This is a genomic window from Sporosarcina sp. NCCP-2331 (assembly GCF_023707945.1).
Taxonomy (GTDB): Bacteria; Bacillota; Bacilli; order Bacillales_A; family Planococcaceae; genus Sporosarcina; species Sporosarcina cascadiensis.
Window position 1 is genome coordinate 1 of sequence record NZ_BRCD01000020.1, and the last position, 24,056, is coordinate 24,056.

The following is a 24,056-nucleotide window of genomic DNA, read 5'->3' on the forward strand; positions in this document are numbered from 1 at the left end:
ATGACTGGACTCTTTTGTTTGTTTCAAGATCTCTTTTAAAAAACCTATGAATACATTTAATTCTCTGTACAGATTTAGCCATCCTTTTTAACAATCCAAATTCAGTGATTTTACTTTTTGAATTAGGAATGCAGGATATTAAAAAACCTCTCCTCGAAAATTCGGGGAGAGGCTGTACTAATAGATAAATTAACGCTTCGAGAACTGAGGTGCACGACGAGCGCCGCGAAGACCTGGCTTCTTACGTTCTTTCATACGTGGGTCACGTGTTAAGAATCCTGCAGATTTAAGTGCCGGACGGAAATCAGGATCTACTGTAAGCAATGCACGGGCAACGCCGTGACGGATTGCGCCAGCTTGACCAGTGTAACCTCCACCGTTAACGTTAACGTGGATATCGTAGCTTCCAAGTGTTTCAGTTGTAACCAGTGGCTGTTTGATGATTTCACGCAGTGTTTCGAATGGTACGTAGTCTTCTACGTCACGGTTATTGACGGTAATTTTACCTTCGCCAGGAACTAGACGTACACGAGCTACTGAACTTTTACGACGGCCAGTGCCGATATATTGTACTTGTGCCAAGTGTGTTTCCTCCTCTTAATTATCCGCGAAGCTCATAAGCTTCAGGTTTTTGTGCTGCATGCTGATGTTCTGCTCCAGCATAAACGTGCAATTTTTTGAATGTCTGACGGCCTAGAGGACCATTTGGAAGCATTCCTTTGATTGCAAGTTCAAGCATTTTAACAGGGTAGTTTGTACGCATTTCAAGCGCTGTGCGTGACTTGATGCTGCCTGTATACCCTGAATGACGGTAATAAATTTTATCTTTCAATTTGTTACCTGTTAATTGAATTTTCTCAGCGTTGATGATGATGACGTGGTCACCTGTATCAACATGTGGTGTGAACGTTGGTTTATGTTTACCACGTAAAAGTGATGCAACCTCTGAAGCAAGACGTCCAAGCGTTTGTCCTTCAGCGTCGACAACAAGCCAATTACGTTCTACTTCGTGACCTTTAGCCATGAATGTTGTGCGCATATTGTAATCCTCCTAAAAATATCAATCTGTTCCGTTGTTTTCTCTATCCCTAAACACAAATAAACTTCCGGGGCTTGTTTGTGGGGTTATTGAAATACCATTTATCATCTTACCTTCTAATCCACTAAAAGTCAAGCGTTTTTATGAAAACGCCAGGATTAGTTGCCATGACCTTAATACGTCACTTCCAGCAGGTACAAACCGTGTGCAGGCGCTGTTTTGCCTGCACTTTTCCGATCTTTTGTATCCAGAATCCTCTTGACGTCTTCCGGCTCATCCCAGCCGATCCCGACTGCCAGTAAAACACCTGCAATCGTGCGTACCATATTGTAAAGAAAACCGTCGCCTTCCACTTCCATCAGCAAGTGATCACCTTGCCGTTTAAGTGTCAGCTTGCGGATTGTCCGGACTTTATTCGACGTCGCAGTTTTTGCAGAACAAAAACTTGTAAAATCATGCGTGCCAATTAAATACTGCGCAGCTTCTTGCATCCGCTCAATATCAGGATCCCATCTTCCCAAATGAACCGCAAAATTTCGTTCAAACGGGCTTTGCACTTCATTGTAAGTCCATCTATATTGATACGTTTTCCCCGCTGCGCTATAGCGTGCATGAAAATCGGCTGCTGCTTCCTCTACCTCGACTACGCGCACATCTTTTGGCAGCAGCACATTCAGTGCCATCCGCCAGCGGTTGCCAAGATCAAGCGGCGTATCAAAATGGATGACTTGTCCGAGCGCATGAACGCCGGAATCTGTGCGGCCGCTCGCTACTGAGTGCACCGATGGATCTTTATGCAGTTTAACGAGCGCTTTATCAATTTCCGATTGTACTGTGCGCATATTCGGCTGCGACTGATAGCCCGCAAAATCGGTTCCATCATAGGATACCTTTGCTTTCATTCGTTTCAATGTGTTCACTTCCTAACCCAAGCCAAAACGGCCACTAATACAATAAACGCAATCATAACCGACGTATCTTTCATTTGCCACGACAACTGACGGAACCTCGTCCTTCCCTCTCCCCCGCGGTAGCCTCTCACTTCCATAGCGACAGCCAGATCCTCAGCCCGTTTAAACGCACTGACGAACAGCGGGACGAGCAGCGGGATAACAGCCTGTATCCGCTCCTTTATCGAGCCTGTGCTCAAATCGGAGCCTCTTGCCAGCTGAGCCTTCAGGATTTTATCCGTCTCATCCATCAAAGTCGGAATGAAACGAAGTGCAATCGACATCATCAGGGCCAGCTCGTGCACCGGTAGTTTCAACTTTTTGAATGGGTTCAGAAGTGTTTCCAGACCGTCTGTAATGGATATCGGTGAAGTGGTCAATGTCAGCACAGTGGTAATCAGCACCAGCACCAGGAACCTGATGGAAATGAAAATACCCATCCGTAATCCTTCTTCATAGATCTTGATGAATTTCCATTCAAATATAATCGGGCCTTCACGAGTGAAAAAAATATGCAGTAAAAGCGTGAAAACAATTAAAAACAGCACCGGCTTCAAGCCATTCACTAAAAAATACGGCTTAATTCGCGCCAATGCAATCACAAAAGCAGTGAAAACGAGCAGCACAGCATAAGAGGCGACATTATTCGCCAGAAACACGGCAATGACAAACAGGAAGACAAAAAGCAGCTTCGAGCGCGGATCTAGTCGATGCACGATCGTATTGCCGGGGATATAGCGGCCGATGATCATTTTTTCTAACATGGCCTATCTCCCTTTCCCCGCACAGCAGCAGCCAATTCCTGTGCCAGTAATTCTTCCGTTAATGCCAGCCTTCCGAGTTTCCGGCCAATCAGTTTTTCCATTCTATGCTGAAAACGTACCGAACGGGGAATGCCTAAACGATAGGAGTGCAGTATCTCCTGCTGACTGAAAATCTCTTCAGGGGTTCCTTCCATAACAGATGTTCCTTCATGCATCACAACAATGCGGTCACTATAGCGTGCAGCATCTTCCATACTATGGGTAACTAAAATAGTCGTCAGATTCTCCGTATCATGAAGACGGTGAAACAGCTCCATTATTTCTTTGCGTCCTCTTGGATCCAGCCCTGCTGTCGGTTCATCTAGCACCAACACAGACGGTTTGAATGCAAGTACACCGGCAATTGCCACACGGCGCATTTGACCTCCAGACAGCTCAAAAGGCGATTTCTGCAGGACCTCTTCCGGCAAGCCAAGCAGCTTCACTAGCTCATGTGCCCGGTCGCGAGCAATCTCTTTCGGCACACCGAAATTAATTGGTCCAAACATAATATCCTTTTCAACCGTTTCCTCGAACAGTTGATGTTCGGGAAATTGGAAAACGATGCCTACCCTGTGACGAACGTCCTTCAGCTGCTTTCCTTTCGTCTGTGCAGTAATGGTGGTATCACCGATCTTCACGATACCTTCAGAGGGTTTCAGCAGACCGTTCAAATGAAGGAGTAGAGTCGACTTGCCTGACCCTGTATGGCCGATGACCGACGTATAAGAGCCTGAAGGAATTGTAGCTGTCACATCTTGTAATGCCCTCTTTTCAAACGGCGAATCTTTTGCATATAAATACCCTACTTGCTGAAGTGAAATGTCCACAATTCATTCACCAACTCTTCTTCTGTCATATGATTCCCCTGAATATCCACGTTTGCCTGGCGAAGCAATTCTGAAACACGCAAAGCAAATGGAAGATCGAGGCCGATCGATTCCAATTCGGCTCCTTTTCGGAATATCTCTTCAGGTGTTCCGGTCATCAGGACGTTTCCTTCATTCATTACAAGGACTCGATCTGCCAGCAATACTTCTTCCAGATCGTGTGTAATAGAAATCACGGTAAGTCCAAATTCAGCTCTGAGTTTTTTTACAATCTCAATGACTTCTTCTCTGCCTTGAGGATCGAGCATAGAAGTCGCTTCATCTAATATTAAGAGCTCAGGCTGCAGAGCCAATGCGCCTGCAATCGCTACACGCTGCTTTTGACCGCCCGATAAATGATGCGGCTCATGATTGATATAACCTGTCATCTTTACCTGTTCAAGCGCCTCGTGCACGCGTCTCACCATTATCTCATGAGGAACGCCGTTATTTTCCAGCGCAAACGCGACATCATCCTGAACAGTGGAACCGACAAATTGATTATCAGGATTTTGAAACACGATACCCATTCGGGAACGGGTCTCCCATAAATTCTCTTCACTTAACTGTTCTAAAAAGAGATTCACTTCACCTGACGAAGGAAACAGCAAACCGATCAGCAGTTTTGCCAGCGTCGATTTACCTGAACCATTATGACCGACAACAGCCAGCCACTCGCCTTCATACAAAGTAAAAGAGACATCATCCAAAGCCTTGGGATGAATTTCTTTCGACTCTTCCTCGACAGATTCATATGAAAACGTCACCTGATGCATCGACGCGATTTCCTTCATTAAGTACACTCCTTTTACTATGCTAGATATTCTTATGTATAAAAAAAAAGCGCGTACCTCATCTAAGGAATGCGCCTTTCAAAACGTAAATGCCGGGTGCTCATGCCGACATCTCAGATGAGGTACGTAGAGCTAGACCAGTCGATTGCCCGCTGATCGTAACACTCAGCTTTTCAGTCGTATAAATCTTATATGTTTATAAAAGAGGGTGTGGCTGTGCATGACAGACACACCCTCGAAGTGTATGGAATTACACTAATTCGATGATAACTACTGGTGCGCCATCGCCGCGGCGAGGACCCATCTTCATTATACGTGTATAACCGCCTTGGCGGTCTGCATAGCGAGGTGCCACTGTATCGAAAAGTTTTTGAAGTGCAAACACAGTTGCTTCTTCGCCTTCTTCGTTTTCAACTGTCACCGTTTCACGACGGATATATTCAGCAGCCTGACGACGTGCATGAAGATCTCCACGTTTACCAAGAGTGATCATCTTTTCAACTACTGAACGCAATTCTTTCGCACGTGCTTCAGTTGTCTGGATGCGCTCGTGGACGATTAAATCAGTTGTCAAATCGCGTAGCATAGCTTTACGTTGTGAACTTGTGCGTCCAAGTTTTCTGTATCCCATTTGAAGTTTCCCTCCTTCAAGTATATGTCAGTTATTCTTCCGAGCGCAACTCAAGGTTTAGCTCATCTAGTTTAGCCTTCACTTCTTCAAGTGATTTGCGGCCAAGGTTTCGCACTTTCATCATTTCGTCTTCGGACTTATTAGCAAGTTCTAAGACTGTATTGATTCCCGCACGTTTCAGGCAGTTGTAAGAGCGAACAGAAAGGTCCAGCTCTTCGATAGTCATCTCAAGAACCTTTTCTTTTTGGTCTTCTTCTTTTTCTACCATGATTTCTGCAGTCTGTGCTTCGTCAGTCATACCAACGAATATATTAAGGTGTTCTGTAAGAATTTTAGCTCCAAGAGATACTGCCTCTTTAGGACCGATGCTGCCATCTGTCCACACATCAAGTGTCAACTTATCAAAGTTGGTACTTTGACCGACGCGAGTGTTCTCCACTTGGAAGTTGACGCGTGATACCGGAGTGTAAATTGAGTCGATCGGAATTACACCAATCGCTAGATCCTCACGTTTGTTTTGATCGGAAGGAACATATCCACGACCGCGCACAGCATACATACGCATACGTAAATGTCCATTCTTGCCGAGAGTAGCAATCGGGAGATCTGGATTCAATACTTCGACATCACTATCATGAGTGATATCCGCAGCCGTCACGACGCCTTCACCTTTCACATCAATCTCAATTACTTTCTCATCATCTGAGTAAATCTTGAGAGCGAGTTTCTTCACATTCAAAATAACCGTCGATACGTCTTCAACGACACCTTCAATTGTTGAGAATTCATGAAGTACTCCATCGATCTGAATAGATGTCACAGCAGCTCCTGGTAATGAAGACAAGAGAATGCGACGCAAGGAATTCCCTAAGGTATTTCCGTATCCACGCTCAAGCGGTTCGATAATAAATTTACCAAACTGTGAATCTTCACCGATCGTAACTGTTTCAATCTTTGGTTTCTCAATCTCGATCATTTATTTACCCTCCTCAAAACGTCTTCTGTATTGGTTAAACCATATTGAATTCACTGATAATAGATAACCTATTTCAACAGTATTAACAAAAAATGTCTTTCTTAATCCAATAGATTCAAACCTATTATACGCGACGACGTTTTGGCGGGCGGCAACCGTTGTGCGGAACCGGAGTTACGTCTCTGATTGCAGTAACTTCAAGACCAGCAGCCTGTAGTGAACGGATAGCCGCTTCACGACCAGCACCCGGGCCTTTAACTGTTACTTCCAATGATTTTAAACCGTGTTCCATAGCTGTTTTTGCTGCAGTTTCAGCAGCCATTTGTGCAGCAAATGGAGTGGATTTACGAGAACCTCTGAAGCCAAGTGCACCAGCACTAGACCATGAAAGTGCATTACCGTGGCTATCTGTAATTGTAACGATAGTATTATTGAACGTCGAACGGATATGTGCAATACCGGTTTCAATATTCTTTTTCACACGACGTTTACGAGTTTGTTGTTTACGTGCCATGTTGGAAAGAGCCCTCCTTTACCTATTATTTTTTCTTGTTAGCAATTGTACGTTTAGGACCTTTACGAGTACGAGCGTTATTTTTCGTGTTCTGACCGCGAACAGGCAATCCACGACGATGACGGATTCCACGGTTACTACCGATCTCCATCAAACGCTTGATGTTTAGAGAAGTCTCACGACGTAGATCTCCTTCTACTTTCAAGCCGTCAATTTGTTCACGAATTTTATCAAGTTCTGCGTCAGTTAAATCACGAACGCGAGTTTCTTCAGAAATATCAGCTGCAGTCAAAATACTTTTCGCAGTTGTTTTACCGATTCCATAAATATATGTCAATGAAATGACAACGCGCTTATCGCGCGGAACGTCTACACCAGCAATACGTGCCATATAAGTTGTGCACCTCCTTGTGTTTTAGCCTTGTCTTTGTTTATGTTTTGGATTTTCACAGATTACCATTACTCGGCCGCGTCTACGAATAACTTTACATTTTTCGCAGATCGGTTTTACAGATGGTCTTACTTTCATCCTGCCCAACCTCCTTCAATATTCCGGAGTGCAAAAGTTTTATTTAAAACGGTATGTGATACGACCACGTGTCAAATCATAAGGCGAAAGTTCCATTGTCACTTTGTCGCCAGGCAGAATACGAATAAAGTGCATACGAATTTTACCAGATACGTGTGCTAGCACCGTATGCCCGTTTTCCAACTCCACTTTAAACATCGCATTCGGCAACGTTTCAAGAACAGTTCCTTCAACCTCAATTACGTCGTCCTTCGCCATCAATCCTGTCTCCCTTCTATATCCAATAAAGGCTTTCACCATCGAGCGGCATCAGTCGCCTTCAAAAAAGCTTCCTTCAACATATGTCCAGTTTGCATGAGTGATGTTCGAAAGACGTCTGCCACATTTCGCTGTACGCATTGCTGCGAATGAGTTCCTTTATTGTTCTCACAGCAGTAACAACTACACATTATATCGTGTTTTACACGAAAATGCATGCAGGAACTACTGAAGAAGCAATCATACAAAACTCTCATTTGTCCTATACCGGGCACCTATGCTTTTGCAGCTCGTTTTCAACCATAACTTTCCGAACAGTGATGCAGCTGTGCCCGAAAAGGATTGATTACTTCGTGCTTTGTTGCAATACTGCATCCAAATCTTCGAATACAACATTGATGTCTTGTTGACCATCTATTTTAGTCAGTACACCTTTTTCGCCATAAAAGTCGAGTAAAGGAGCTGTCTGGTTCATATTTACTTCCAAACGATTCATGACAGTCTCAGGATTATCATCTGCACGCTGGTAAAGTTCGCCTCCGTCTTTATCACAGATATCTTCAACTTTTGGCGGGTTGAATAGTAAGTGATAAGATGTTCCGCATACTTTACAGATCCGACGTCCAGATAAACGAGCGACTAATTCTTCCGTATCGACTTCAATATCAATTACGTACTCGATTTTCTTCCCTAAGTCATCAAGCAAAGCATCCAATGCCTGCGCTTGAGGAACAGTTCTAGGGAATCCATCAAGAAGAAAGCCGTTATCGCAATCTGTTTTGCTCAATCGTTCACGTACGATACCAATGGTAACTTCATCAGGAACCAATGCTCCCTGATCCATGAACGACTTTGCTTTGACTCCAAGTTCCGTGCCTTCTTTAATGGCAGCACGGAACATATCGCCTGTAGAAATATGGGGGATTCCGTACTTTTCGACAATTTTGTCTGCTTGTGTACCTTTACCGGCACCAGGCAGACCCATTAATACGATATTCATACGTCGTTGCCCTCCATTTAGTTACACAATAGGTCAGGCTATTGCTTTTTATTTCATAAACCCTCTGTAATGTCTCTTCACTAACTGTGATTCCAGCTGCTTCATTGTTTCAAGGGCTACTCCAACCACGATGAGCAGGCTCGTTCCGCCGATTTGAGCGGATTGAGGAAGATTCGCCAGATTGATGAAGAAAATAGGCATAACAGCAACGACGGCAAGGAAGATCGAGCCGACGAATGTCAGTCTGTACAGAGTGCTGGTTAAGTACTTTTGAGTGTTTGCGCCTGGACGTATCCCCGGAATATACGCGCCTTGCTTTTTCAGGTTTTCAGCCATATTCTCTGGATTCACTTGAATGAATGCATAGAAGTATGTGAAAGCGATAATAAGTGTGACGTAAAGAATCATTCCAATTGGATTCGTGTAATCAAAAATCCGGATAATTGTTTTTGTCACGCTGTTCTCACCGAAAAATGGAGCGATTTGCTGTGGCGTTATGAAGAATGCCACTGCAAAGATTACTGGGATAACACCTGCAGCATTCAGTTTTAAAGGTAAGTGTGTTTGTTGACTTGCAACTGATTGATTACGTCCTGAAACACGTTTCGCATATTGAATCGGAATTTTTCGCAAGGCTTCTTGGAAATAAATAACTCCGACAACAATTGCTACTACCACGATCAGCAGTAGAATCATGGTGGCAATACGAATAAATAGTGCATCTCCAGCGTCTTGGATCTGCGTTACATACAATTGATTCACAGCATTCGGAATACCTGCGGCGATCCCCGCAAAGATAAGAATGGAAATACCATTTCCGACACCTTTAGCAGTGATTTGTTCGCCGAGCCATAATAGGAAAGCAGTTCCTGCAGTCAACACAATCGCAATCACGACATATGTAGACACACTGTTATCCGCGATCAATTTACCGCCGAACGTCTGGTTAAAACCAAACGACATGGCAATTGCCTGGATAAACGCAAGAACAATCGTGAAGTACCTTGTGAACTGTGCAAGCTTTCGTCTTCCAACGTCTCCTTGTTTAGACCACTCAGTGAACTTCGGCACTACATCCATCTGCAAGAGCTGCACAATGATGGATGCCGTAATATACGGCATAATCCCCATTGCAAAGATCGAGAAGTTGGAGAGCGCTCCCCCACCGAACGTATTCAAAAAACCAATGAATTGGTTATCTGATTGCTGTAAAGCAGTTGCATCAACGTTTGGAACCGGAACAAATGTCCCTAGTCTGAACACGATGAGCACTAGGAGGGTGAAAATTATTTTAGACCGGATCTCTTTCACACGCATGAAGTTAGAGATTGTCTGAAACATTATACCACCTCTGTTTGCCCGCCCGCTTTTTCGATTGCTTCTTTCGCAGAAGCGGAGAATTTATTAGCTTTCACTGTAATCTTTTTCTCAAGAGTCCCGTTACCAAGAATCTTGATACCCGATTTAGCGTTGCTGACAACTCCAGTTTCAATTAGCAGTTCCGGCGTTACTTCCGTGCCTTCTTCGAAACGATTCAATGTATCGAGGTTAACGATCGCATAATCTTTACGATTGATGTTCGTGAACCCGCGCTTAGGAAGTCGTTGGAAAAGGGGAATTTGGCCACCTTCAAAACCAAGACGTACACCGCCGCCTGAACGTGCGTTTTGACCTTTGTGACCTTTACCGGAAGTTTTACCAAATCCAGAACCAATCCCGCGACCAATACGCTTGCGATTTTTACGAGAACCTTCAGCTGGTTTTAACTCGTGTAATTTCATCTTATCGGCACCTCCTTATTCTAAAATAATACTTAAATTTCTTTAACGGTTACCAAGTGATTGACCTTTGTGATCATACCACGGATTGCGTCGTTATTTTGATGTTCAACTGTTTGATTTAACTTTCGAAGACCAAGTGCTTCAATTGTTTTACGTTGTGTTGGCTTAGAACCAATAACACTTTTCGTAAGGGTGACTTCAAGTTTGTTCGCCATTGTATTTCCCCCCTTAACCTAACAGTTCTTTTACGGATTTACCACGCAATTTTGCAATATCTTCTGCGCGTTTCAAATTCTGTAATCCTTCGATTGTTGCACGAACCATGTTGATTGGTGTGCTTGATCCAAGAGATTTTGAAAGGATATCCGTTATGCCTGCAAGTTCAAGTACCGCACGGACAGGTCCACCTGCAATTACTCCAGTACCTGGCGCTGCTGGTTTGATGAGGATTTGTCCTGCACCAAAACGTCCAATTACTTCGTGAGGTGTTGTACCTTTAACCATTGGCACTGTAACTAAGTTTTTCTTCGCATCTTCGATTGCTTTGCGGATTGCATCCGGAACTTCTTGTGCTTTACCAGTTCCAAAACCGACACGACCGTTTTTATCACCGACAACGACAAGTGCTGTAAAACGGAAACGACGTCCGCCTTTCACAACTTTCGCAACACGGTTGATCGTTACTACGCGTTCTTCAAACTCGCTTTTGTTCTGTTCATTACGACGCATGGAATATGTCCCTCCTTCTTAATTAAAATTCAAGTCCATTTTCGCGTGCTGCGTCAGCTAGAGCTTTTACACGGCCATGGAAAAGATATCCGCCACGGTCGAAAACAACCGACTTGACGTCTTTTTCAACAGCTTTTTTCGCAATTAGCTCGCCGACTTTAGCTGCAGATTCTGTGTTACCTGTAGATCCAGCATCAACATCTTTATCCATTGTTGAAGCACTAACGATTGTTACACCATTTGTGTCGTCAATCAATTGTGCATAGATGTGTTTGTTTGAACGGTAAACGTTTAGACGTGGACGCTCTGCAGTTCCGCTGATTTTCGTACGCACGCGTGCGTGACGTTTTTTACGGACAGCGTTTTTATCTTGTTTCGTGATCATCGTGGTCACTCCTTCCAAATACCTCAGGCGGTATTATTTACCTGTTTTACCTTCTTTACGACGAACAATTTCGCCTTCATATCGAATACCTTTGCCTTTATACGGCTCTGGCGGACGTACTTGACGGATGTTAGAAGCAAGAGCACCTACGTGTTCTTTGTTATAGCCGCGGACAATGATTTTCGTGTTCGCCGGCACTTCAACTTCTACACCTTCTTCTGGTGTGAATTCAACTGGATGTGAATATCCTACATTCAATACAAGTTTCTTACCTTGCATCTGTGCACGATATCCGACACCAACCAATTCTAGTGTGCGTTCGAATCCTGTTGATACTCCTACTACCATGTTGTTAAGCACAGAGCGAGTTGTACCGTGGATAGAACGATGATCTTTAGAATCAGAAGGACGAGTCAATGTGATGACGTTACCTTCTTGATTGATAGTGATTGCATGATCTAATTGTCTTGAAAGTTCACCTTTCGGACCTTTAACAGTTGCGAAGTTATCATCTGAAATTGTTACCGTAACACTTTCAGGCACTTCGATCTGACGATTACCAATACGGGACATTCTATTGCACCTCCATTCATTTGTCGCAAATTACCAAACGTAAGCGACGACTTCTCCGCCGATTTGTTTAGCGCGGGCTTCTTTATCAGTTACAACACCATTTGATGTTGATACTAGTGCGATACCTAAGCCGTTAAGTACTTTAGGTACTTCAGTTGACTTTGCATACACACGAAGTCCTGGTTTAGAAATACGTTTCAAACCATTGATAACACGTTCGTTATCCTGACCGTATTTAAGGAAAATGCGGATGATTCCTTGTTTGTTATCTTCTACGTATTCTACATCACGTACGAAACCTTCTCGTTTTAAGATTTCTGCGATTTCTTTCTTTACGTTTGAAGCAGGTACCTCAAGCTTCTCGTGGCGAACCATGTTCGCGTTACGGATGCGTGTAAGCATATCTGCAATCGGATCACTCATTGTCATTAGAATTAACCTCCTTCCCTAATTAGGGGTTTACCAGCTGGCTTTTTTGACGCCAGGAAGTTGTCCCTTATATGCAAGTTCGCGGAAACAAATACGGCAAAGTTTAAATTTGCGATATACCGAATGTGGACGGCCGCAGCGTTCGCAGCGTGTATATTCTTGAACTTTGTACTTTGGCGTACGTTTCTGTTTAGCGATCATAGATTTCTTAGCCACGTTTTCGCCTCCCTATTATTTTACTTTTGGAATGGCATGCCGCACTGTGTAAGCAACTCGCGTGCTTCTTCATCAGTGTTTGCAGTCGTCACGATGACGATGTCCATTCCACGTACTTTTGATACTTTATCGAAGTCAATTTCAGGGAAAATAAGTTGCTCTTTCACACCTAGTGTATAGTTGCCGCGGCCATCGAACGCTTTTTTAGAAACGCCACGGAAGTCACGTACACGTGGTAATGAGACAGATACTAATTTATCAAGAAACTCGTACATGCGCTCGCCACGAAGTGTTACTTTCGTTCCGATAGGCATTCCCTCACGCAAACGGAAACCAGCGATCGATTTCTTAGCTTTTGTAATAACGGGTTTTTGACCTGAGATAGTTGCAAGATCTTCAACAGCTGCGTCAAGTGCTTTTGTATTTTGTACAGCATCACCAACACCCATGTTGATAACGATCTTATCGACTTTAGGTACTTGCATTACAGATGTATATTCAAACTTGCTCATTAGAGCAGGAGTGATTTCTTTAGTAAATTTCTCTTTCAAACGACTCATCAGTCGGACCTCCTTTCATGCCTTACTTACTTGTCCAGTGCTTCGCCGGATTTTTTGGCAATACGTACTTTCTTACCGTCTTCCAATTTATAACCTACACGAGTCGGCTCGCCCGATTTCGGATCGATGACCATCACGTTTGAGACATGAATTGCAGCTTCTCGGCTTACAATTCCGCCTTGAGGGTTCTCTTGGTTCGGTTTTGTATGTTTCTTGACGATATTAATACCTTCAACAAGCACACGGTCTTTTTTGGGATAAGCAGTCAGGATCACACCTGTTTTGCCTTTATCTTTCCCAGAGATCACCATTACTTTGTCGCCTTTTTTAACGTGCATTCTATCGCACCTCCTTGACTGGCTCTGTCATTAGAATTAAAGAACTTCTGGAGCAAGTGAAATGATTTTCATGAAGTTGTTATCGCGCAATTCGCGAGCAACTGGTCCGAAAATACGTGTTCCGCGTGGTCCTTTGTCGTCACGGATGATAACGCAAGCATTTTCATCAAATGTAATGTAAGAACCGTCTTTACGACGAACTCCACTTTTCGTACGAACGATGACAGCTTTCACAACGTCACCCTTCTTAACAACGCCACCTGGTGTTGCTTTCTTAACTGTCACAACGACAACGTCTCCGATATTTGCTACTTTACGGCCTGAACCGCCAAGCACTTTAATCGTAAGTACTTCACGAGCACCAGAGTTGTCAGCAACTTTCATTCGAGTTTCTTGTTGAATCATCTAGGCTACCTCCTTCCGCAGTCTGCGTTAAAAACTTATTAGATGATGATCGCTTTTTCAACGACTTCTAGAAGACGGAAACGCTTAGTTGCGGATAATGGACGAGTTTCCATAATACGAACTACATCGCCAATTTTCGCTTCGTTTAGCTCATCATGTGCTTTCAACTTTTTAGAATACTTTACACGCTTACCGTATAAAGAATGTTTTTTGTATGTTTCTACCATTACCGTAACGGTTTTATCCATTTTATCGGAAACGACACGGCCTGTGTATACTTTGCGCTGGTTACGCTCAGTCATGGCTGCAACCTCCTTCATCAGTTATTTGCACTGATTTCTCTTTGACGTATTACAGTTTTCATGCGCGCAATCGATTTACGTACTTCACGGATGCGTGCAGTGTTTTCTAATTGACCTGTCGCTAACTGGAAGCGAAGGTTGAAAAGCTCTTCTTTCAGTGATTTCACTTTTTGCTCTATCTCTGCAGTTGTTAAGTCACGGATTTCATTAGCTTTCATTAGACTCACCACCAATTTCTTCACGTTTTACAAACTTGCTTGTTACTGGAAGTTTGTGCGATGCGAGTCGAAGCGCTTCACGAGCTACCTCTTCCGATACACCTGCAATTTCAAACATTACTCTACCGGGCTTTACAACAGCAACCCAGCCTTCTACAGCACCTTTACCGGAACCCATCCGGACTTCAAGAGGCTTCTTAGTATATGGTTTGTGCGGGAAAATATTGATCCAAACTTTACCGCCACGTTTCATATAACGAGTCATAGCAATACGAGCAGATTCAATCTGACGGTTCGTGATCCAACCTGATTCAAGAGCTTGAAGACCAAACTCACCAAATTGAACAGTAGCGCCACCTTTTGTTTCACCACGCATTTTCCCACGGAATACACGACGATGTTTAACACGTTTAGGCATTAACATATTATTTGCCTCCTTCCCCAGAGTTCTTCTTTACTGGAAGGACTTCACCACGATAAATCCATACCTTTACGCCAAGCTTACCATAAGTAGTATCAGCTTCAGCATGTGCATAATCTATATCTGCACGTAATGTATGAAGAGGGACAGTTCCTTCACTATAGTGTTCAGCACGAGCGATGTCAGCACCGCCAAGACGACCAGACACTTGTGTTTTAATTCCTTTAGCGCCAGAGCGGATTGTGCGTTGAATAGCTTGCTTCTGAGCACGACGGAATGATACACGGCTTTCTAATTGACGAGCGATTGATTCTGCAACTAGTTTAGCATCTAAATCAGCACGCTTAATTTCTACAATATTGATGTGTACACGCTTGCCTGTGATTTCGTTAAGCTGCTTACGAAGTGTTTCTACTTCAGAACCGCCCTTACCGATAACCATACCTGGCTTTGCAGTGTGGATTGTAATGTTAACACGCTTTGCAGCACGCTCAATTTCTACTTTTGAAACTGATGCATCTACTAGACGCTTTTCGATGTATTCACGAACTTTTAAGTCTTCATGCAGTAAGGACGCGTAATCTTTTTCCGCGTACCATTTTGAGTCCCAGTCACGGATGACACCGACACGAAGTCCATTAGGATGTACTTTTTGGCCCACTAATTACCCCTCCTTCTTCTCAGATACCACTAGTGTGATGTGGCTTGTACGTTTGTTGATCGCACTTGCACGACCTTGTGCACGTGGACGGAAACGTTTCATTGTTGGTCCTTCATCTACGAATACTTCACTGACAATTAAGTTCTCTGTGTCCATTTCGTAGTTATGCTCAGCATTTGCAATTGCTGATTTCAAAAGTTTCTCTACAACAGGAGATGCCGCTTTAGGCGTAAGTCGTAGAATAGCCATAGCTTCACCGATATTCTTGCCGCGAATAAGATCAACGACCAAACGAACTTTGCGAGAAGCGATACGGACTGTGCGTACAGATGCTTTAGCTTGTTGCATCAGAATAACCTCCTCTCAAATTAGCGTTTTGTTTTCTTATCGTCGGCACCATGGCCTTTGTATGTGCGCGTAGGTACGAATTCACCTAGTTTATGACCAACCATATCTTCTGTTACATATACAGGAACATGTTTGCGTCCATCATATACTGCAATCGTCAATCCGATGAAAGTCGGGAAGATTGTAGAACGGCGTGACCATGTTTTAATAACCTGTTTCTTTTCTGAATCTTTTTGTGCGTCAACCTTTTTTAGTAAATGGTCATCTGCAAAAGGTCCTTTTTTCAAGCTGCGGCCCATTCTGGAACCTCCTTCCAAGTATGTACTACGGTCCATCTGATGAACCGCAGTGCAATCACATTATTTTTTACGACGGCGAACGATAAGTTTATCTGATTTATTGTTCTTAGAACGAGTCTTGTAACCAAGAGTTGGTTTACCCCAAGGTGTAACAGGACTTGGACGGCCGATTGGTGTACGTCCTTCACCACCACCGTGTGGGTGATCGTTAGGGTTCATTACAGATCCGCGGACTGTCGGGCGCTTGCCTAACCAGCGTGAACGGCCTGCTTTACCAATATTGATTAATTCGTGCTGCTCGTTACCCACTTGACCGATTGTCGCGCGGCAAGTAGCAAGGATCATACGAACCTCTCCAGATTGTAGGCGGATGATGACATATTTGCCTTCACGGCCCAGTAATTGAGCTGAAGTTCCTGCAGAACGGACTAGCTGTCCACCCTTGCCAGGTTTCATTTCAATGTTATGGATTGTAGAACCCATTGGGATGTTTTCTAATGGCAGTGCATTCCCTACACGGATGTCCGCTTCAGGTCCTGACATAATTGTAGTCCCTACTGTTAATCCTTTTGGTGCAAGGATGTATTTCTTTTCTCCATCAGCATAGTTAATCAATGCGATGTTTGCAGAACGGTTCGGATCGTATTCGATCGTAGCAACGCGTCCTGGAATGCCATCTTTCCGACGTTGGAAATCGATGACGCGGTATTGGCGCTTGTGTCCTCCACCTTGGTGACGAACTGTCATTCTACCTTGGTTGTTACGTCCGCCTTTACGCTTGATTGGTTCAAGCAATGATCTTTCTGGCTTGTCTGTTGTAATCTCAGCAAAGTCAGAAGCGGTCATATTACGACGTCCGTTGGAGGTAGCTTTGTACTTCTTGATCGCCATTTGTGTTCCCTCCTTCATTTATTAGTGAAATAATTACATTTCAAAAAGTTCGATATCTTTGGAATCAGCTGTTAGCGTAACAATTGCTTTACGGCGCTTGTTAGTGTAGCCAGCATGTTTTCCCATACGTTTGAACTTGCCTTTGTAGTTCTGAACGTTTACTTTTTCAACTTGTACACCGAAGATTTCTTCAATAGCTTGTTTGACATGCGTTTTGTTCGCTCGCGTATCAACTTCGAATGTGTATTTTCTAAATTCCATTTGCTCAGAAGAACGCTCGGTAATGACCGGACGTTTCAAAATATCACGTGCTTCCATTAACCAAGCACCTCCTCTACTTTTTCAATTGCTGCTTTTGTCATAACGAGCTGATCATGTCCGACTAGGTCAAGGACATTGATGCCGTTCGCTGTAACAACGCTGACTCCAGGAATATTGCGGGCAGACAATGCTACCGTTTCTTCCATATCAGCTGTAACAAAAAGTGCTTTCTTAGTAATTGAAAGATCTTCAAGCACTTTAACAAAGCCTTTTGTTTTTGGTGCGTCAAATGCTAAGTTGTCTACAACGATTAATTCTTCATCGCGAACTTTCGTAGAAAGAGCTGAAAGAAGAGCTAAACGACGAACTTTCTTAGGCATTTTATAGCTGTAGCTGCGTGGTGTCGGACCGAATACGATACCGCCTCCGCGCCACTGTGGTGATCTGATAGACCCTTGACGAGCACGACCTGTGCCCTTTTGACGCCATGGTTTACGACCGCCGCCTGCTACTTCCGCGCGAGTTTTAACCTTGTGGTTACCCTGGCGTAAAGAAGCTTGTTGCTGAATAATTGCTTCAAATAATACTGCATCATTCGGCTCGATTCCGAAAATCGCATCGTTTAGTTCGATGTCGCCGACTGCAGAACCTGTTTGACTTACTACAGATACTTTAGGCATTCCTATTTCCTCCTTCCTCTTTTACTCAGTTCCCTTTGATTGCGCTTTTCACTTGAACAAGTGATTTGCGTGCTCCAGGAACGTTGCCTTTAACTAGTAACAAGTTGCGTTCTTCGTCAACTCGCACAATTTCCACGTTTTGAATCGTTACTGTTTTGCCACCAGTACGACCAGGTAATTTCTTCCCTTTGAATACACGCTGTCCGTCTACCGCACCTAGTGAACCTGGCGCGCGGTGGAAACGAGATCCGTGTGACATTGGTCCGCGTGAGAAACCGTGGCGCTTAATAACACCCTGGAATCCTTTACCTTTTGATACTCCTGTAATGTCTACTACTTCGCCTGCTGCGAATGTATCGACTTTGACTTCCTGACCAACTTCGTATGCACTAACGTCTGCTCCGCGAACTTCACGGATGAAGCGCTTAGGTGCCGTGTTAGCTTTTGCTACATGGCCTTGTTCAGGCTTATTTGAAAGCTTTTCACGTTTGTCATCAAATCCAAGTTGGATTGACTCGTAGCCGTCTGTTTCGATCGTCTTCTTTTGAAGAACTACGTTTGGAGCAGCTTCAATCACTGTTACTGGGATTAAATCACCGTTTTCAGCAAATACTTGCGTCATACCGACTTTTCTTCCTAAGATTCCTTTGGTCATTAGTCACACCTCCTGTAATATGTTTGTTTTATTTATTATAGTTTAATTTCGATGTCGACGCCTGATGGTAAATCAAGCTTCATTAACGCATCCACAGTTTGTGGAGTCGGATTTACGATATCGATTAAACGTTTGTGTGTACGCATTTCAAATTGCTCACGTGAATCTTTGTAGATGTGAACTGAACGCAATACCGTGTAAACTGTTCTTTCAGTCGGCAACGGAATTGGACCTGAAACACTAGCACCAGAACGTTTAGCCGTTTCAACAATCTTTTCAGCGGACTGATCTAACATTCTGTGATCATAAGCTTTCAATCGGATACGAATCTTTTGTTTTGCCATTACTTTCCCTCCCTTTCGCCTATTTTCTAGACAATTCTCCACGAAAATTTCCCATACACGCGCCATGGCAAAGCGGCCGGGTGTATCGGCAACCTCTCGCTTCATCGCAGTCAAAGACCAACATTCAACATTATACATAACTTAAGAGCTTCACGCAACCCTTTAGGAGAAATTTATCTGGGTTTTATAATCTTTTTTTAATCCGTTTATTATCTTAACAGTTTTTGCGTGCAGATGCACGTATAAAGAAGACCCGCCACAAAATCGGACTTGGTATTAGCTGAGAAATTGTGCGCCTGTGGAGAGATCCTCCCTGCGTTTAGGAAGATGCTTTCTGGAGTGCGGATAGCGAATCAACCACCGCACCGAGCCTGTCTAGCAAAGCGCGCATTTTTTAGTGATCATTTCCTCACCATTTGGGACCTTGCGCAATATACATCTCGCAAACCTACGAAGTGGCTGCAGTGTACGAATTCATCGCAGACTTTCTCGAGCATATGTCCGGTAAACAGGAACTTGAATGAGCGCCGGCATGGCTGCCGTGATCACTCGGCAAGAGTTTATAATCACTCGGACATGTTTAATGAGCGCTTGTGGGCTATTTATGTGTGCTTTTACTGTTTCATGAGCACTTGTATGGTTTGAATGATCAAAAGTAAATAAATTGACCCTCTAACTTCCATATCGCCTGGCCAGCAAAGCCTTTTTCAGTCTCACATATATTTGCTTAGCGTTATTTCTGATCCGCCGAGTTTGTCTCAACACAAAAAAATCCCGCCGGTTAGGGCGGGATTAAAATAAATTATTTTGTGATTGTTGCTACAACGCCAGCTCCAACTGTACGTCCACCTTCACGAATTGAGAATTTAGTACCTTCTTCAATCGCGATTGGAGAGATCAGTTCAACTGTCATTTCAACGTTATCCCCAGGCATAACCATTTCTACGCCTTCAGGAAGTTGGATGATGCCAGTTACGTCAGTTGTACGGAAGTAGAACTGAGGACGGTAGTTTGAGAAGAATGGAGTGTGACGTCCGCCTTCTTCTTTTGATAGAACATACACTTCAGATTTGAACTGAGTGTGTGGCGTGATTGTTCCCGGCTTAGCAAGAACTTGACCGCGCTCGATGTCTTCACGTGATACACCACGAAGAAGTGCACCGATGTTATCTCCAGCTTCCGCATAATCAAGAAGCTTACGGAACATTTCTACTCCTGTTACAGTAGTAGATTTTGGCTCTTCAGATAGACCAATGATGTCAATAACATCTCCGACTTTAACTACTCCACGCTCAACACGTCCAGTAGCAACTGTACCGCGTCCTGTGATTGAGAATACATCCTCAACAGGCATCATGAACGGCTTGTCAGTATCACGTTCCGGAGTTGGGATATAATCGTCAACAGCTTTCATTAGTTCCAAAATTTTCTCTTCCCACTCTGGCTCTCCTTCAAGAGCTTTAAGAGCTGATCCTTGGATAACAGGAATGTCATCGCCAGGGAAGTCATATTCAGATAGAAGTTCACGGATTTCCATTTCTACTAATTCAAGTAGCTCTTCGTCGTCAACCATGTCACATTTGTTCATGAAGACTACTAGGTAAGGAACACCTACTTGACGAGAAAGAAGGATGTGCTCACGAGTTTGTGGCATTGGGCCGTCAGCAGCAGATACTACTAGGATTCCGCCGTCCATTTGTGCAGCACCAGTGATCATGTTTTTAACATAGTCAGCGTGACCCGGGCAGTCAACGTGTGCATAGTGGCGCTTTTCAGTTTCGTACTCAACGTGTGAAGTACTGATTGTGATTCCACGCTCTTTTTCTTCAGGTGCGTTATCAACGTCAGCGTATGATTTCGCTTCTCCACCCATAGCTTTAGATAGAACTGTTGCGATAGCAGCAGTCAAAGTTGTTTTACCATGGTCAACGTGACCAATTGTTCCTACGTTTGCGTGCTCCTTGGAGCGGTCGAATTTTTCTTTACCCATTTTAGAGGTCCTCCCTTTAATTGAAAAGTTTAGTTTTTTTATAGTATAGAAGCCGAGAGCGTGCCCTCGACTATCCATATCTTACAAGCATTTACTTCAGGAAACAAGGATGAACCTTAATTATTCACCTTTGTTTTTCTTGATTACTTCTTCAGCAATGGACTTTGGAAGTTCTTCATAGTGATCGAACACCATAGAGAATACACCGCGGCCCTGTGTGTTTGAACGTAGAGATGTTGCATATCCGAACATTTCAGCAAGCGGAACCATTGCACGAACTACTTGTGCGTTACCGCGAGCTTCCATACCTTCTACACGGCCGCGGCGTGATGTAATATCACCCATGATATCGCCCATGTATTCTTCCGGAATGATAACTTCTACTCTCATTGTCGGCTCAAGGATTACAGGAGCACATTTTGATGCAGCATTTTTCAAAGCCATTGATGCAGCGACCTTAAATGCCATTTCGTTGGAGTCAACGTCATGGTAAGATCCGTCAAACAGGCGTGCTTTGACATCGATTAATGGATATCCAGCCAAAATACCGTTATCTAATGAATCACGAATTCCCGCTTCAACTGCTGGGATATATTCACGAGGAACAGAACCACCAACAATATTATTAACGAATTCGAATCCTTTTCCTTCTTCGTTTGGACCAAATTCAACCCATACGTGACCGAACTGTCCACGTCCGCCTGATTGACGAACGAATTTACCTTCAACTTCAGCCGACTGACGGAATGTCTCGCGGTAGGAAACTTGTGGCGCGCCCACGTTTGCTTCCACTTTGAATTCACGTCTTAGACGGTCAACAATGATGTCCAAGTGAAGTTCACCCATACCTGCGATGATTACTTCGCCTGTTTCCTGGTCTGTATGTGCACGGAACGTAGGATCTTCTTCTTGTAACTTACCAAGAGCTTGACCCATTTTATCTTGGTCCGCTTTTGTTTTCGGCTCGATAGCTACGGAGATAACCGGTTCAGGGAATTCCATTGATTCAAGGATGATCAATGCTTTCTCATCACAAAGTGTGTCACCAGTTGTCGTATCTTTCAAACCAACAGCAGCAGCGATTTCACCCGCATGCACTTCAGAAATCTCTTCACGGCTATTAGCATGCATCTGCAGAATACGACCTACACGCTCACGCTTGCCTTTTGTAGAGTTTGTAACATAAGAACCCGCCTGAAGAATTCCAGAGTAAATACGGAAGAACGTAAGTTTACCTACATAAGGGTCCGTCATTACTTTAAATGCTAGTGCAGAGAATGGCTCTTCATCGCTTGAATGACGCTCTTCCTCTTCTTCAGTATCAGGGTTTACTCCTACCATTGGAGGAATATCAAGAGGTGATGGCAAGAAGTCAATTACTGCGTCCAATACCAACTGAACCCCTTTATTTTTGAAAGCTGTCCCGCAGACTACAGGATAGAACTCAACTGCTAATGTTGCCTTACGAATAGCTGTTTTGATTTCTTCTACTGTAAGTTCTTCGCCGCTAAGATACTTTTCCATTAAGTCTTCATCAAAGTCTACGATTGCTTCGATCAACTTTTCACGGTATTCATTCGCCAGTTCCAGATGTTCAGCAGGGATATCTCCTACAGTTGTATCAGTACCTAGATCGTTTGGATACAATGTTGCCTTCATTTCGATTAAGTCGATAATTCCTGAGAAGTTATCTTCTGCACCGATCGGCAATTGGATAGGGTGTGCATTCGCTTGCAGGCGTTCACGCAGTGTGCCTACTGAATATAAGAAGTCAGCACCAGTTTTATCCATTTTGTTTACGAATACAAGACGTGGTACTTTGTAGTTTGTCGCCTGGCGCCAAACCGTTTCTGTTTGCGGCTCTACACCTGACTGAGCGTCAAGTACCGTAACAGCTCCATCCAATACACGCAATGAACGTTCAACTTCTACTGTGAAGTCTACGTGTCCCGGTGTATCGATGATGTTTACGCGGTGACCTTTCCATGCAGCTGTTGTAGCAGCTGATGTAATCGTGATTCCACGCTCTTGTTCTTGCTCCATCCAGTCCATTTGTGAAGCACCTTCGTGCGTTTCACCAATTTTGTGGATTTTACCTGTGTAAAAAAGGATCCGCTCAGTTGTCGTTGTTTTACCAGCGTCGATGTGAGCCATGATACCAATGTTACGAGTATTCTCTAAGGAGAAATCTCTACCCATTTTGTAAACTCCTTCCGTTTCGGATTACTCTTGTAGTGTATCCGGACTTACCAACGATAGTGAGCAAATGCTCTGTTGGCTTCAGCCATTTTATGCATTTCTTCACGGCGTTTAACAGAAGCACCAGTGTTATTAGAAGCATCAAGAATTTCGTTTGCAAGGCGTTCTTCCATTGTTTTCTCTCCACGTGTGCGTGAATAGTTAACCAGGTAACGAAGACCAAGAGTTGAACGGCGTTCAGGACGTACTTCCACCGGCACCTGATAGTTAGCTCCACCAACACGGCGAGCACGTACTTCAAGAACTGGCATTACATTATTTAGAGCAGCTTCGAATACTTCAAGCGGATCCTTACCAGAACGTTCTTGTACAAGTTCGAACGCTCCATAAAGAATTTTTTGAGAAGTACCTTTTTTACCGTCTACCATCATTTTATTGATAAGGCGGCTTACAAGCTTGGAATTATAAATCGGATCGGGTAACACATCGCGTTTTGCAACAGGACCTTTACGAGGCATAATTAGTTCCTCCTTTCGATATCATTAGTTTATATTACTTTTTTTCTTTTGGCTTTTTAGCACCGTACATCGAACGGCTTTGCATACGGCCGGTTACTCCAGCTGTATCAAGCGCTCCACGTACGATATGGTAACGAACACCCGGTAAGTCTTTTACTCGTCCTCCGCGGATCAGTACCACACTGTGTTCTTGCAGGTTATGGCCTTCACCAGGGATATACGCGTTAACTTCCAATGTGTTTGTCAAACGAACACGAGCATATTTACGTAACGCCGAGTTTGGTTTCTTAGGAGTCATTGTACCAACACGTGTACAAACACCTCTTTTTTGTGGTGAGTTCACGTTAGTCATTGACTTTTTAAAGCTGTTATAGCTTTTCCCCAGAGCCGGTGATTTAGAATTCTCCGATTTCGACTTGCGTGGGTTTCGGACTAATTGATTAATTGTAGGCATTAGGTTGTTCCTCCTTCCGAGCTTTTTGTAATACCA

General features: G+C 43.8%; 39 protein-coding genes. All 39 read right to left on the minus strand.

The genetic code is table 11. The features are described 5' to 3' along the window. Positions 1 to 189: 189 nt before the first annotated feature. The 39 genes from rpsI to rpsL all read right to left on the minus strand — a co-directional run bounded on the left by rpsI (position 190) and on the right by rpsL (position 24,020). Positions 190 to 582: a 30S ribosomal protein S9 gene (gene rpsI, locus NCCP2331_RS12075; RefSeq protein ID WP_153722588.1), complete on the minus strand. Its 393-nt coding sequence runs from the start codon at positions 580 to 582 to the stop codon at positions 190 to 192. A 19-nt stretch (positions 583 to 601) separates the two neighbouring features. Further along, positions 602 to 1,039 carry a 50S ribosomal protein L13 gene (gene rplM / locus NCCP2331_RS12080; RefSeq protein ID WP_251671019.1) on the minus strand — a complete coding sequence of 146 codons (438 nt, stop codon included), beginning with the start codon at positions 1,037 to 1,039 and terminating at the stop codon, positions 602 to 604. Between the two features lie 173 nt (positions 1,040 to 1,212). Further along, the gene (gene truA / locus NCCP2331_RS12085) at positions 1,213 to 1,950 is read right to left on the minus strand and encodes a tRNA pseudouridine(38-40) synthase TruA (protein ID WP_251671020.1); all 738 of its coding nucleotides are present in this window, start codon (positions 1,948 to 1,950) and stop codon (positions 1,213 to 1,215) included. Between the two features lie 5 nt (positions 1,951 to 1,955). Continuing rightward, positions 1,956 to 2,753 carry an energy-coupling factor transporter transmembrane component T family protein gene (locus tag NCCP2331_RS12090; protein WP_153722585.1) on the minus strand — a complete coding sequence of 266 codons (798 nt, stop codon included), beginning with the start codon at positions 2,751 to 2,753 and terminating at the stop codon, positions 1,956 to 1,958. Beyond that, positions 2,747 to 3,622, minus strand: a complete 876-nt coding sequence (locus NCCP2331_RS12095; RefSeq protein WP_153722584.1) for an energy-coupling factor ABC transporter ATP-binding protein — start codon at positions 3,620 to 3,622, stop codon at positions 2,747 to 2,749. The genes NCCP2331_RS12090 and NCCP2331_RS12095 overlap by 7 nt, the downstream gene beginning before the upstream one ends. Then, positions 3,598 to 4,455 (minus strand): energy-coupling factor ABC transporter ATP-binding protein, encoded by an 858-nt coding sequence (locus tag NCCP2331_RS12100; protein WP_251671021.1) that lies wholly within the window; start codon positions 4,453 to 4,455, stop codon positions 3,598 to 3,600. The genes NCCP2331_RS12095 and NCCP2331_RS12100 overlap by 25 nt, the downstream gene beginning before the upstream one ends. Positions 4,456 to 4,705: 250 nt before the next feature. Further along, entirely contained in the window at positions 4,706 to 5,086 is a 381-nt protein-coding gene (gene rplQ / locus NCCP2331_RS12105; protein WP_009499029.1) for a 50S ribosomal protein L17, read from the minus strand. Positions 5,087 to 5,117: 31 nt separating this feature from the next. Continuing rightward, positions 5,118 to 6,062 carry a DNA-directed RNA polymerase subunit alpha gene (locus NCCP2331_RS12110; protein ID WP_009499030.1) on the minus strand — a complete coding sequence of 315 codons (945 nt, stop codon included), beginning with the start codon at positions 6,060 to 6,062 and terminating at the stop codon, positions 5,118 to 5,120. Positions 6,063 to 6,186: 124 nt separating this feature from the next. Next, entirely contained in the window at positions 6,187 to 6,576 is a 390-nt protein-coding gene (gene rpsK / locus NCCP2331_RS12115; protein WP_009499031.1) for a 30S ribosomal protein S11, read from the minus strand. A gap of 25 nt (positions 6,577 to 6,601) precedes the next feature. Further along, positions 6,602 to 6,967, minus strand: coding sequence for a 30S ribosomal protein S13 (gene rpsM / locus NCCP2331_RS12120; RefSeq protein ID WP_153722582.1), 366 nt, complete (start codon positions 6,965 to 6,967; stop codon positions 6,602 to 6,604). Between the two features lie 24 nt (positions 6,968 to 6,991). Further along, on the minus strand, positions 6,992 to 7,105 hold the full coding sequence (gene rpmJ, locus NCCP2331_RS12125) for a 50S ribosomal protein L36 (RefSeq protein ID WP_076758849.1): 114 nt from the start codon (positions 7,103 to 7,105) through the stop codon (positions 6,992 to 6,994). Positions 7,106 to 7,144: 39 nt separating this feature from the next. Next, the gene (infA, locus tag NCCP2331_RS12130; RefSeq protein WP_040759924.1) at positions 7,145 to 7,363 is read right to left on the minus strand and encodes a translation initiation factor IF-1; all 219 of its coding nucleotides are present in this window, start codon (positions 7,361 to 7,363) and stop codon (positions 7,145 to 7,147) included. 346 nt (positions 7,364 to 7,709) lie between these two features. Further along, positions 7,710 to 8,363: an adenylate kinase gene (locus NCCP2331_RS12135; protein ID WP_153722581.1), complete on the minus strand. Its 654-nt coding sequence runs from the start codon at positions 8,361 to 8,363 to the stop codon at positions 7,710 to 7,712. Between the two features lie 48 nt (positions 8,364 to 8,411). Further along, a complete protein-coding gene (gene secY, locus NCCP2331_RS12140) occupies positions 8,412 to 9,704 on the minus strand; it encodes a preprotein translocase subunit SecY (protein WP_153722580.1) in 1,293 nt (430 codons plus the stop codon). Continuing rightward, positions 9,704 to 10,144 carry a 50S ribosomal protein L15 gene (rplO, locus tag NCCP2331_RS12145; RefSeq protein WP_153722579.1) on the minus strand — a complete coding sequence of 147 codons (441 nt, stop codon included), beginning with the start codon at positions 10,142 to 10,144 and terminating at the stop codon, positions 9,704 to 9,706. Before rplO ends, secY begins: the two co-directional genes overlap by 1 nt. A 32-nt stretch (positions 10,145 to 10,176) precedes the next feature. Next, positions 10,177 to 10,359 (minus strand): 50S ribosomal protein L30, encoded by a 183-nt coding sequence (rpmD, locus tag NCCP2331_RS12150; RefSeq protein WP_251671022.1) that lies wholly within the window; start codon positions 10,357 to 10,359, stop codon positions 10,177 to 10,179. Between the two features lie 13 nt (positions 10,360 to 10,372). Continuing rightward, entirely contained in the window at positions 10,373 to 10,873 is a 501-nt protein-coding gene (gene rpsE, locus NCCP2331_RS12155) for a 30S ribosomal protein S5 (RefSeq protein ID WP_153722577.1), read from the minus strand. Between the two features lie 22 nt (positions 10,874 to 10,895). Then, positions 10,896 to 11,258: a 50S ribosomal protein L18 gene (gene rplR, locus NCCP2331_RS12160; RefSeq protein ID WP_153722576.1), complete on the minus strand. Its 363-nt coding sequence runs from the start codon at positions 11,256 to 11,258 to the stop codon at positions 10,896 to 10,898. Positions 11,259 to 11,291: 33 nt separating this feature from the next. Beyond that, entirely contained in the window at positions 11,292 to 11,831 is a 540-nt protein-coding gene (rplF, locus tag NCCP2331_RS12165; RefSeq protein ID WP_153722575.1) for a 50S ribosomal protein L6, read from the minus strand. A gap of 30 nt (positions 11,832 to 11,861) precedes the next feature. After that, entirely contained in the window at positions 11,862 to 12,260 is a 399-nt protein-coding gene (rpsH, locus tag NCCP2331_RS12170) for a 30S ribosomal protein S8 (RefSeq protein ID WP_153722574.1), read from the minus strand. 30 nt (positions 12,261 to 12,290) lie between these two features. After that, positions 12,291 to 12,476 carry a type Z 30S ribosomal protein S14 gene (locus NCCP2331_RS12175; RefSeq protein WP_008298870.1) on the minus strand — a complete coding sequence of 62 codons (186 nt, stop codon included), beginning with the start codon at positions 12,474 to 12,476 and terminating at the stop codon, positions 12,291 to 12,293. Positions 12,477 to 12,496: 20 nt separating this feature from the next. Next, entirely contained in the window at positions 12,497 to 13,036 is a 540-nt protein-coding gene (gene rplE / locus NCCP2331_RS12180) for a 50S ribosomal protein L5 (protein ID WP_153722573.1), read from the minus strand. A gap of 26 nt (positions 13,037 to 13,062) precedes the next feature. Continuing rightward, complete coding sequence (gene rplX / locus NCCP2331_RS12185) at positions 13,063 to 13,374, minus strand: 50S ribosomal protein L24 (protein ID WP_153722572.1); 312 nt, start codon at positions 13,372 to 13,374, stop codon at positions 13,063 to 13,065. A gap of 36 nt (positions 13,375 to 13,410) precedes the next feature. Further along, on the minus strand, positions 13,411 to 13,779 hold the full coding sequence (gene rplN / locus NCCP2331_RS12190) for a 50S ribosomal protein L14 (protein WP_153722571.1): 369 nt from the start codon (positions 13,777 to 13,779) through the stop codon (positions 13,411 to 13,413). Positions 13,780 to 13,817: 38 nt separating this feature from the next. Further along, positions 13,818 to 14,081 carry a 30S ribosomal protein S17 gene (gene rpsQ / locus NCCP2331_RS12195; RefSeq protein WP_153722570.1) on the minus strand — a complete coding sequence of 88 codons (264 nt, stop codon included), beginning with the start codon at positions 14,079 to 14,081 and terminating at the stop codon, positions 13,818 to 13,820. Positions 14,082 to 14,098: 17 nt separating this feature from the next. Further along, positions 14,099 to 14,299: a 50S ribosomal protein L29 gene (rpmC, locus tag NCCP2331_RS12200; RefSeq protein ID WP_025783856.1), complete on the minus strand. Its 201-nt coding sequence runs from the start codon at positions 14,297 to 14,299 to the stop codon at positions 14,099 to 14,101. After that, the gene (gene rplP / locus NCCP2331_RS12205; RefSeq protein ID WP_153722569.1) at positions 14,289 to 14,723 is read right to left on the minus strand and encodes a 50S ribosomal protein L16; all 435 of its coding nucleotides are present in this window, start codon (positions 14,721 to 14,723) and stop codon (positions 14,289 to 14,291) included. The genes rpmC and rplP overlap by 11 nt, the downstream gene beginning before the upstream one ends. 1 nt (position 14,724) lies before the next feature. Next, positions 14,725 to 15,381 (minus strand): 30S ribosomal protein S3, encoded by a 657-nt coding sequence (gene rpsC / locus NCCP2331_RS12210; protein WP_153722568.1) that lies wholly within the window; start codon positions 15,379 to 15,381, stop codon positions 14,725 to 14,727. Between the two features lie 3 nt (positions 15,382 to 15,384). Continuing rightward, positions 15,385 to 15,729, minus strand: a complete 345-nt coding sequence (rplV, locus tag NCCP2331_RS12215; protein ID WP_037561627.1) for a 50S ribosomal protein L22 — start codon at positions 15,727 to 15,729, stop codon at positions 15,385 to 15,387. A 20-nt stretch (positions 15,730 to 15,749) separates the two neighbouring features. Further along, positions 15,750 to 16,028 (minus strand): 30S ribosomal protein S19, encoded by a 279-nt coding sequence (gene rpsS, locus NCCP2331_RS12220; RefSeq protein ID WP_081243208.1) that lies wholly within the window; start codon positions 16,026 to 16,028, stop codon positions 15,750 to 15,752. A 60-nt stretch (positions 16,029 to 16,088) separates the two neighbouring features. After that, positions 16,089 to 16,919: a 50S ribosomal protein L2 gene (gene rplB, locus NCCP2331_RS12225; RefSeq protein WP_153722567.1), complete on the minus strand. Its 831-nt coding sequence runs from the start codon at positions 16,917 to 16,919 to the stop codon at positions 16,089 to 16,091. A 33-nt stretch (positions 16,920 to 16,952) separates the two neighbouring features. Next, complete coding sequence (gene rplW / locus NCCP2331_RS12230) at positions 16,953 to 17,237, minus strand: 50S ribosomal protein L23 (protein ID WP_153722566.1); 285 nt, start codon at positions 17,235 to 17,237, stop codon at positions 16,953 to 16,955. Next, entirely contained in the window at positions 17,237 to 17,860 is a 624-nt protein-coding gene (rplD, locus tag NCCP2331_RS12235; protein WP_153722565.1) for a 50S ribosomal protein L4, read from the minus strand. The genes rplW and rplD overlap by 1 nt, the downstream gene beginning before the upstream one ends. A 25-nt stretch (positions 17,861 to 17,885) precedes the next feature. After that, entirely contained in the window at positions 17,886 to 18,515 is a 630-nt protein-coding gene (gene rplC / locus NCCP2331_RS12240; RefSeq protein ID WP_153722564.1) for a 50S ribosomal protein L3, read from the minus strand. A 35-nt stretch (positions 18,516 to 18,550) separates the two neighbouring features. After that, positions 18,551 to 18,859: a 30S ribosomal protein S10 gene (rpsJ, locus tag NCCP2331_RS12245; RefSeq protein WP_153722563.1), complete on the minus strand. Its 309-nt coding sequence runs from the start codon at positions 18,857 to 18,859 to the stop codon at positions 18,551 to 18,553. Between the two features lie 802 nt (positions 18,860 to 19,661). After that, entirely contained in the window at positions 19,662 to 20,849 is a 1,188-nt protein-coding gene (tuf, locus tag NCCP2331_RS12250) for an elongation factor Tu (RefSeq protein ID WP_153722562.1), read from the minus strand. Positions 20,850 to 20,969: 120 nt separating this feature from the next. Further along, positions 20,970 to 23,048, minus strand: coding sequence for an elongation factor G (gene fusA / locus NCCP2331_RS12255; RefSeq protein WP_153722561.1), 2,079 nt, complete (start codon positions 23,046 to 23,048; stop codon positions 20,970 to 20,972). A 47-nt stretch (positions 23,049 to 23,095) separates the two neighbouring features. After that, positions 23,096 to 23,566 (minus strand): 30S ribosomal protein S7, encoded by a 471-nt coding sequence (rpsG, locus tag NCCP2331_RS12260; RefSeq protein ID WP_153722560.1) that lies wholly within the window; start codon positions 23,564 to 23,566, stop codon positions 23,096 to 23,098. Positions 23,567 to 23,600: 34 nt separating this feature from the next. Continuing rightward, on the minus strand, positions 23,601 to 24,020 hold the full coding sequence (gene rpsL, locus NCCP2331_RS12265; RefSeq protein WP_153722559.1) for a 30S ribosomal protein S12: 420 nt from the start codon (positions 24,018 to 24,020) through the stop codon (positions 23,601 to 23,603). Positions 24,021 to 24,056 lie beyond the last annotated feature (36 nt).

What these genes read in the sequence shown, in the direction of transcription:
- rplM (WP_251671019.1), bottom strand. Translation starts at nt 1,039, where the DNA reads ATGCGCACAACATTCATGGCTAAAGGTCACGAAGTAGAACGTAATTGG.
- NCCP2331_RS12090 (WP_153722585.1), bottom strand. Translation starts at nt 2,753, where the DNA reads ATGTTAGAAAAAATGATCATCGGCCGCTATATCCCCGGCAATACGATC.
- NCCP2331_RS12100 (WP_251671021.1), bottom strand. Translation starts at nt 4,455, where the DNA reads ATGAAGGAAATCGCGTCGATGCATCAGGTGACGTTTTCATATGAATCT.
- rplQ (WP_009499029.1), bottom strand. Translation starts at nt 5,086, where the DNA reads ATGGGATACAGAAAACTTGGACGCACAAGTTCACAACGTAAAGCTATG.
- NCCP2331_RS12110 (WP_009499030.1), bottom strand. Translation starts at nt 6,062, where the DNA reads ATGATCGAGATTGAGAAACCAAAGATTGAAACAGTTACGATCGGTGAA.
- rpsK (WP_009499031.1), bottom strand. Translation starts at nt 6,576, where the DNA reads ATGGCACGTAAACAACAAACTCGTAAACGTCGTGTGAAAAAGAATATT.
- rpsM (WP_153722582.1), bottom strand. Translation starts at nt 6,967, where the DNA reads ATGGCACGTATTGCTGGTGTAGACGTTCCGCGCGATAAGCGCGTTGTC.
- rpmJ (WP_076758849.1), bottom strand. Translation starts at nt 7,105, where the DNA reads ATGAAAGTAAGACCATCTGTAAAACCGATCTGCGAAAAATGTAAAGTT.
- infA (WP_040759924.1), bottom strand. Translation starts at nt 7,363, where the DNA reads ATGGCGAAGGACGACGTAATTGAGGTTGAAGGAACTGTTCTTGAAACG.
- NCCP2331_RS12135 (WP_153722581.1), bottom strand. Translation starts at nt 8,363, where the DNA reads ATGAATATCGTATTAATGGGTCTGCCTGGTGCCGGTAAAGGTACACAA.
- secY (WP_153722580.1), bottom strand. Translation starts at nt 9,704, where the DNA reads ATGTTTCAGACAATCTCTAACTTCATGCGTGTGAAAGAGATCCGGTCT.
- rplO (WP_153722579.1), bottom strand. Translation starts at nt 10,144, where the DNA reads ATGAAATTACACGAGTTAAAACCAGCTGAAGGTTCTCGTAAAAATCGC.
- rpmD (WP_251671022.1), bottom strand. Translation starts at nt 10,359, where the DNA reads ATGGCGAACAAACTTGAAGTCACCCTTACGAAAAGTGTTATTGGTTCT.
- rpsE (WP_153722577.1), bottom strand. Translation starts at nt 10,873, where the DNA reads ATGCGTCGTAATGAACAGAACAAAAGCGAGTTTGAAGAACGCGTAGTA.
- rplR (WP_153722576.1), bottom strand. Translation starts at nt 11,258, where the DNA reads ATGATCACGAAACAAGATAAAAACGCTGTCCGTAAAAAACGTCACGCA.
- rplF (WP_153722575.1), bottom strand. Translation starts at nt 11,831, where the DNA reads ATGTCCCGTATTGGTAATCGTCAGATCGAAGTGCCTGAAAGTGTTACG.
- rpsH (WP_153722574.1), bottom strand. Translation starts at nt 12,260, where the DNA reads ATGACAATGAGTGATCCGATTGCAGATATGCTTACACGCATCCGTAAC.
- rplE (WP_153722573.1), bottom strand. Translation starts at nt 13,036, where the DNA reads ATGAGTCGTTTGAAAGAGAAATTTACTAAAGAAATCACTCCTGCTCTA.
- rplX (WP_153722572.1), bottom strand. Translation starts at nt 13,374, where the DNA reads ATGCACGTTAAAAAAGGCGACAAAGTAATGGTGATCTCTGGGAAAGAT.
- rplN (WP_153722571.1), bottom strand. Translation starts at nt 13,779, where the DNA reads ATGATTCAACAAGAAACTCGAATGAAAGTTGCTGACAACTCTGGTGCT.
- rpsQ (WP_153722570.1), bottom strand. Translation starts at nt 14,081, where the DNA reads ATGACTGAGCGTAACCAGCGCAAAGTATACACAGGCCGTGTCGTTTCC.
- rpmC (WP_025783856.1), bottom strand. Translation starts at nt 14,299, where the DNA reads ATGAAAGCTAATGAAATCCGTGACTTAACAACTGCAGAGATAGAGCAA.
- rplP (WP_153722569.1), bottom strand. Translation starts at nt 14,723, where the DNA reads ATGTTAATGCCTAAACGTGTTAAACATCGTCGTGTATTCCGTGGGAAA.
- rplV (WP_037561627.1), bottom strand. Translation starts at nt 15,729, where the DNA reads ATGCAACAAGCTAAAGCATCTGTACGCACAGTCCGTATCGCTTCTCGC.
- rpsS (WP_081243208.1), bottom strand. Translation starts at nt 16,028, where the DNA reads ATGGGCCGCAGCTTGAAAAAAGGACCTTTTGCAGATGACCATTTACTA.
- rplB (WP_153722567.1), bottom strand. Translation starts at nt 16,919, where the DNA reads ATGGCGATCAAGAAGTACAAAGCTACCTCCAACGGACGTCGTAATATG.
- rplW (WP_153722566.1), bottom strand. Translation starts at nt 17,237, where the DNA reads ATGGAAGCACGTGATATTTTGAAACGTCCGGTCATTACCGAGCGTTCT.
- rplD (WP_153722565.1), bottom strand. Translation starts at nt 17,860, where the DNA reads ATGCCTAAAGTATCTGTAGTAAGTCAAACAGGTTCTGCAGTCGGCGAC.
- rplC (WP_153722564.1), bottom strand. Translation starts at nt 18,515, where the DNA reads ATGACCAAAGGAATCTTAGGAAGAAAAGTCGGTATGACGCAAGTATTT.
- rpsJ (WP_153722563.1), bottom strand. Translation starts at nt 18,859, where the DNA reads ATGGCAAAACAAAAGATTCGTATCCGATTGAAAGCTTATGATCACAGA.
- tuf (WP_153722562.1), bottom strand. Translation starts at nt 20,849, where the DNA reads ATGGGTAAAGAAAAATTCGACCGCTCCAAGGAGCACGCAAACGTAGGA.
- fusA (WP_153722561.1), bottom strand. Translation starts at nt 23,048, where the DNA reads ATGGGTAGAGATTTCTCCTTAGAGAATACTCGTAACATTGGTATCATG.
- rpsG (WP_153722560.1), bottom strand. Translation starts at nt 23,566, where the DNA reads ATGCCTCGTAAAGGTCCTGTTGCAAAACGCGATGTGTTACCCGATCCG.
- rpsL (WP_153722559.1), bottom strand. Translation starts at nt 24,020, where the DNA reads ATGCCTACAATTAATCAATTAGTCCGAAACCCACGCAAGTCGAAATCG.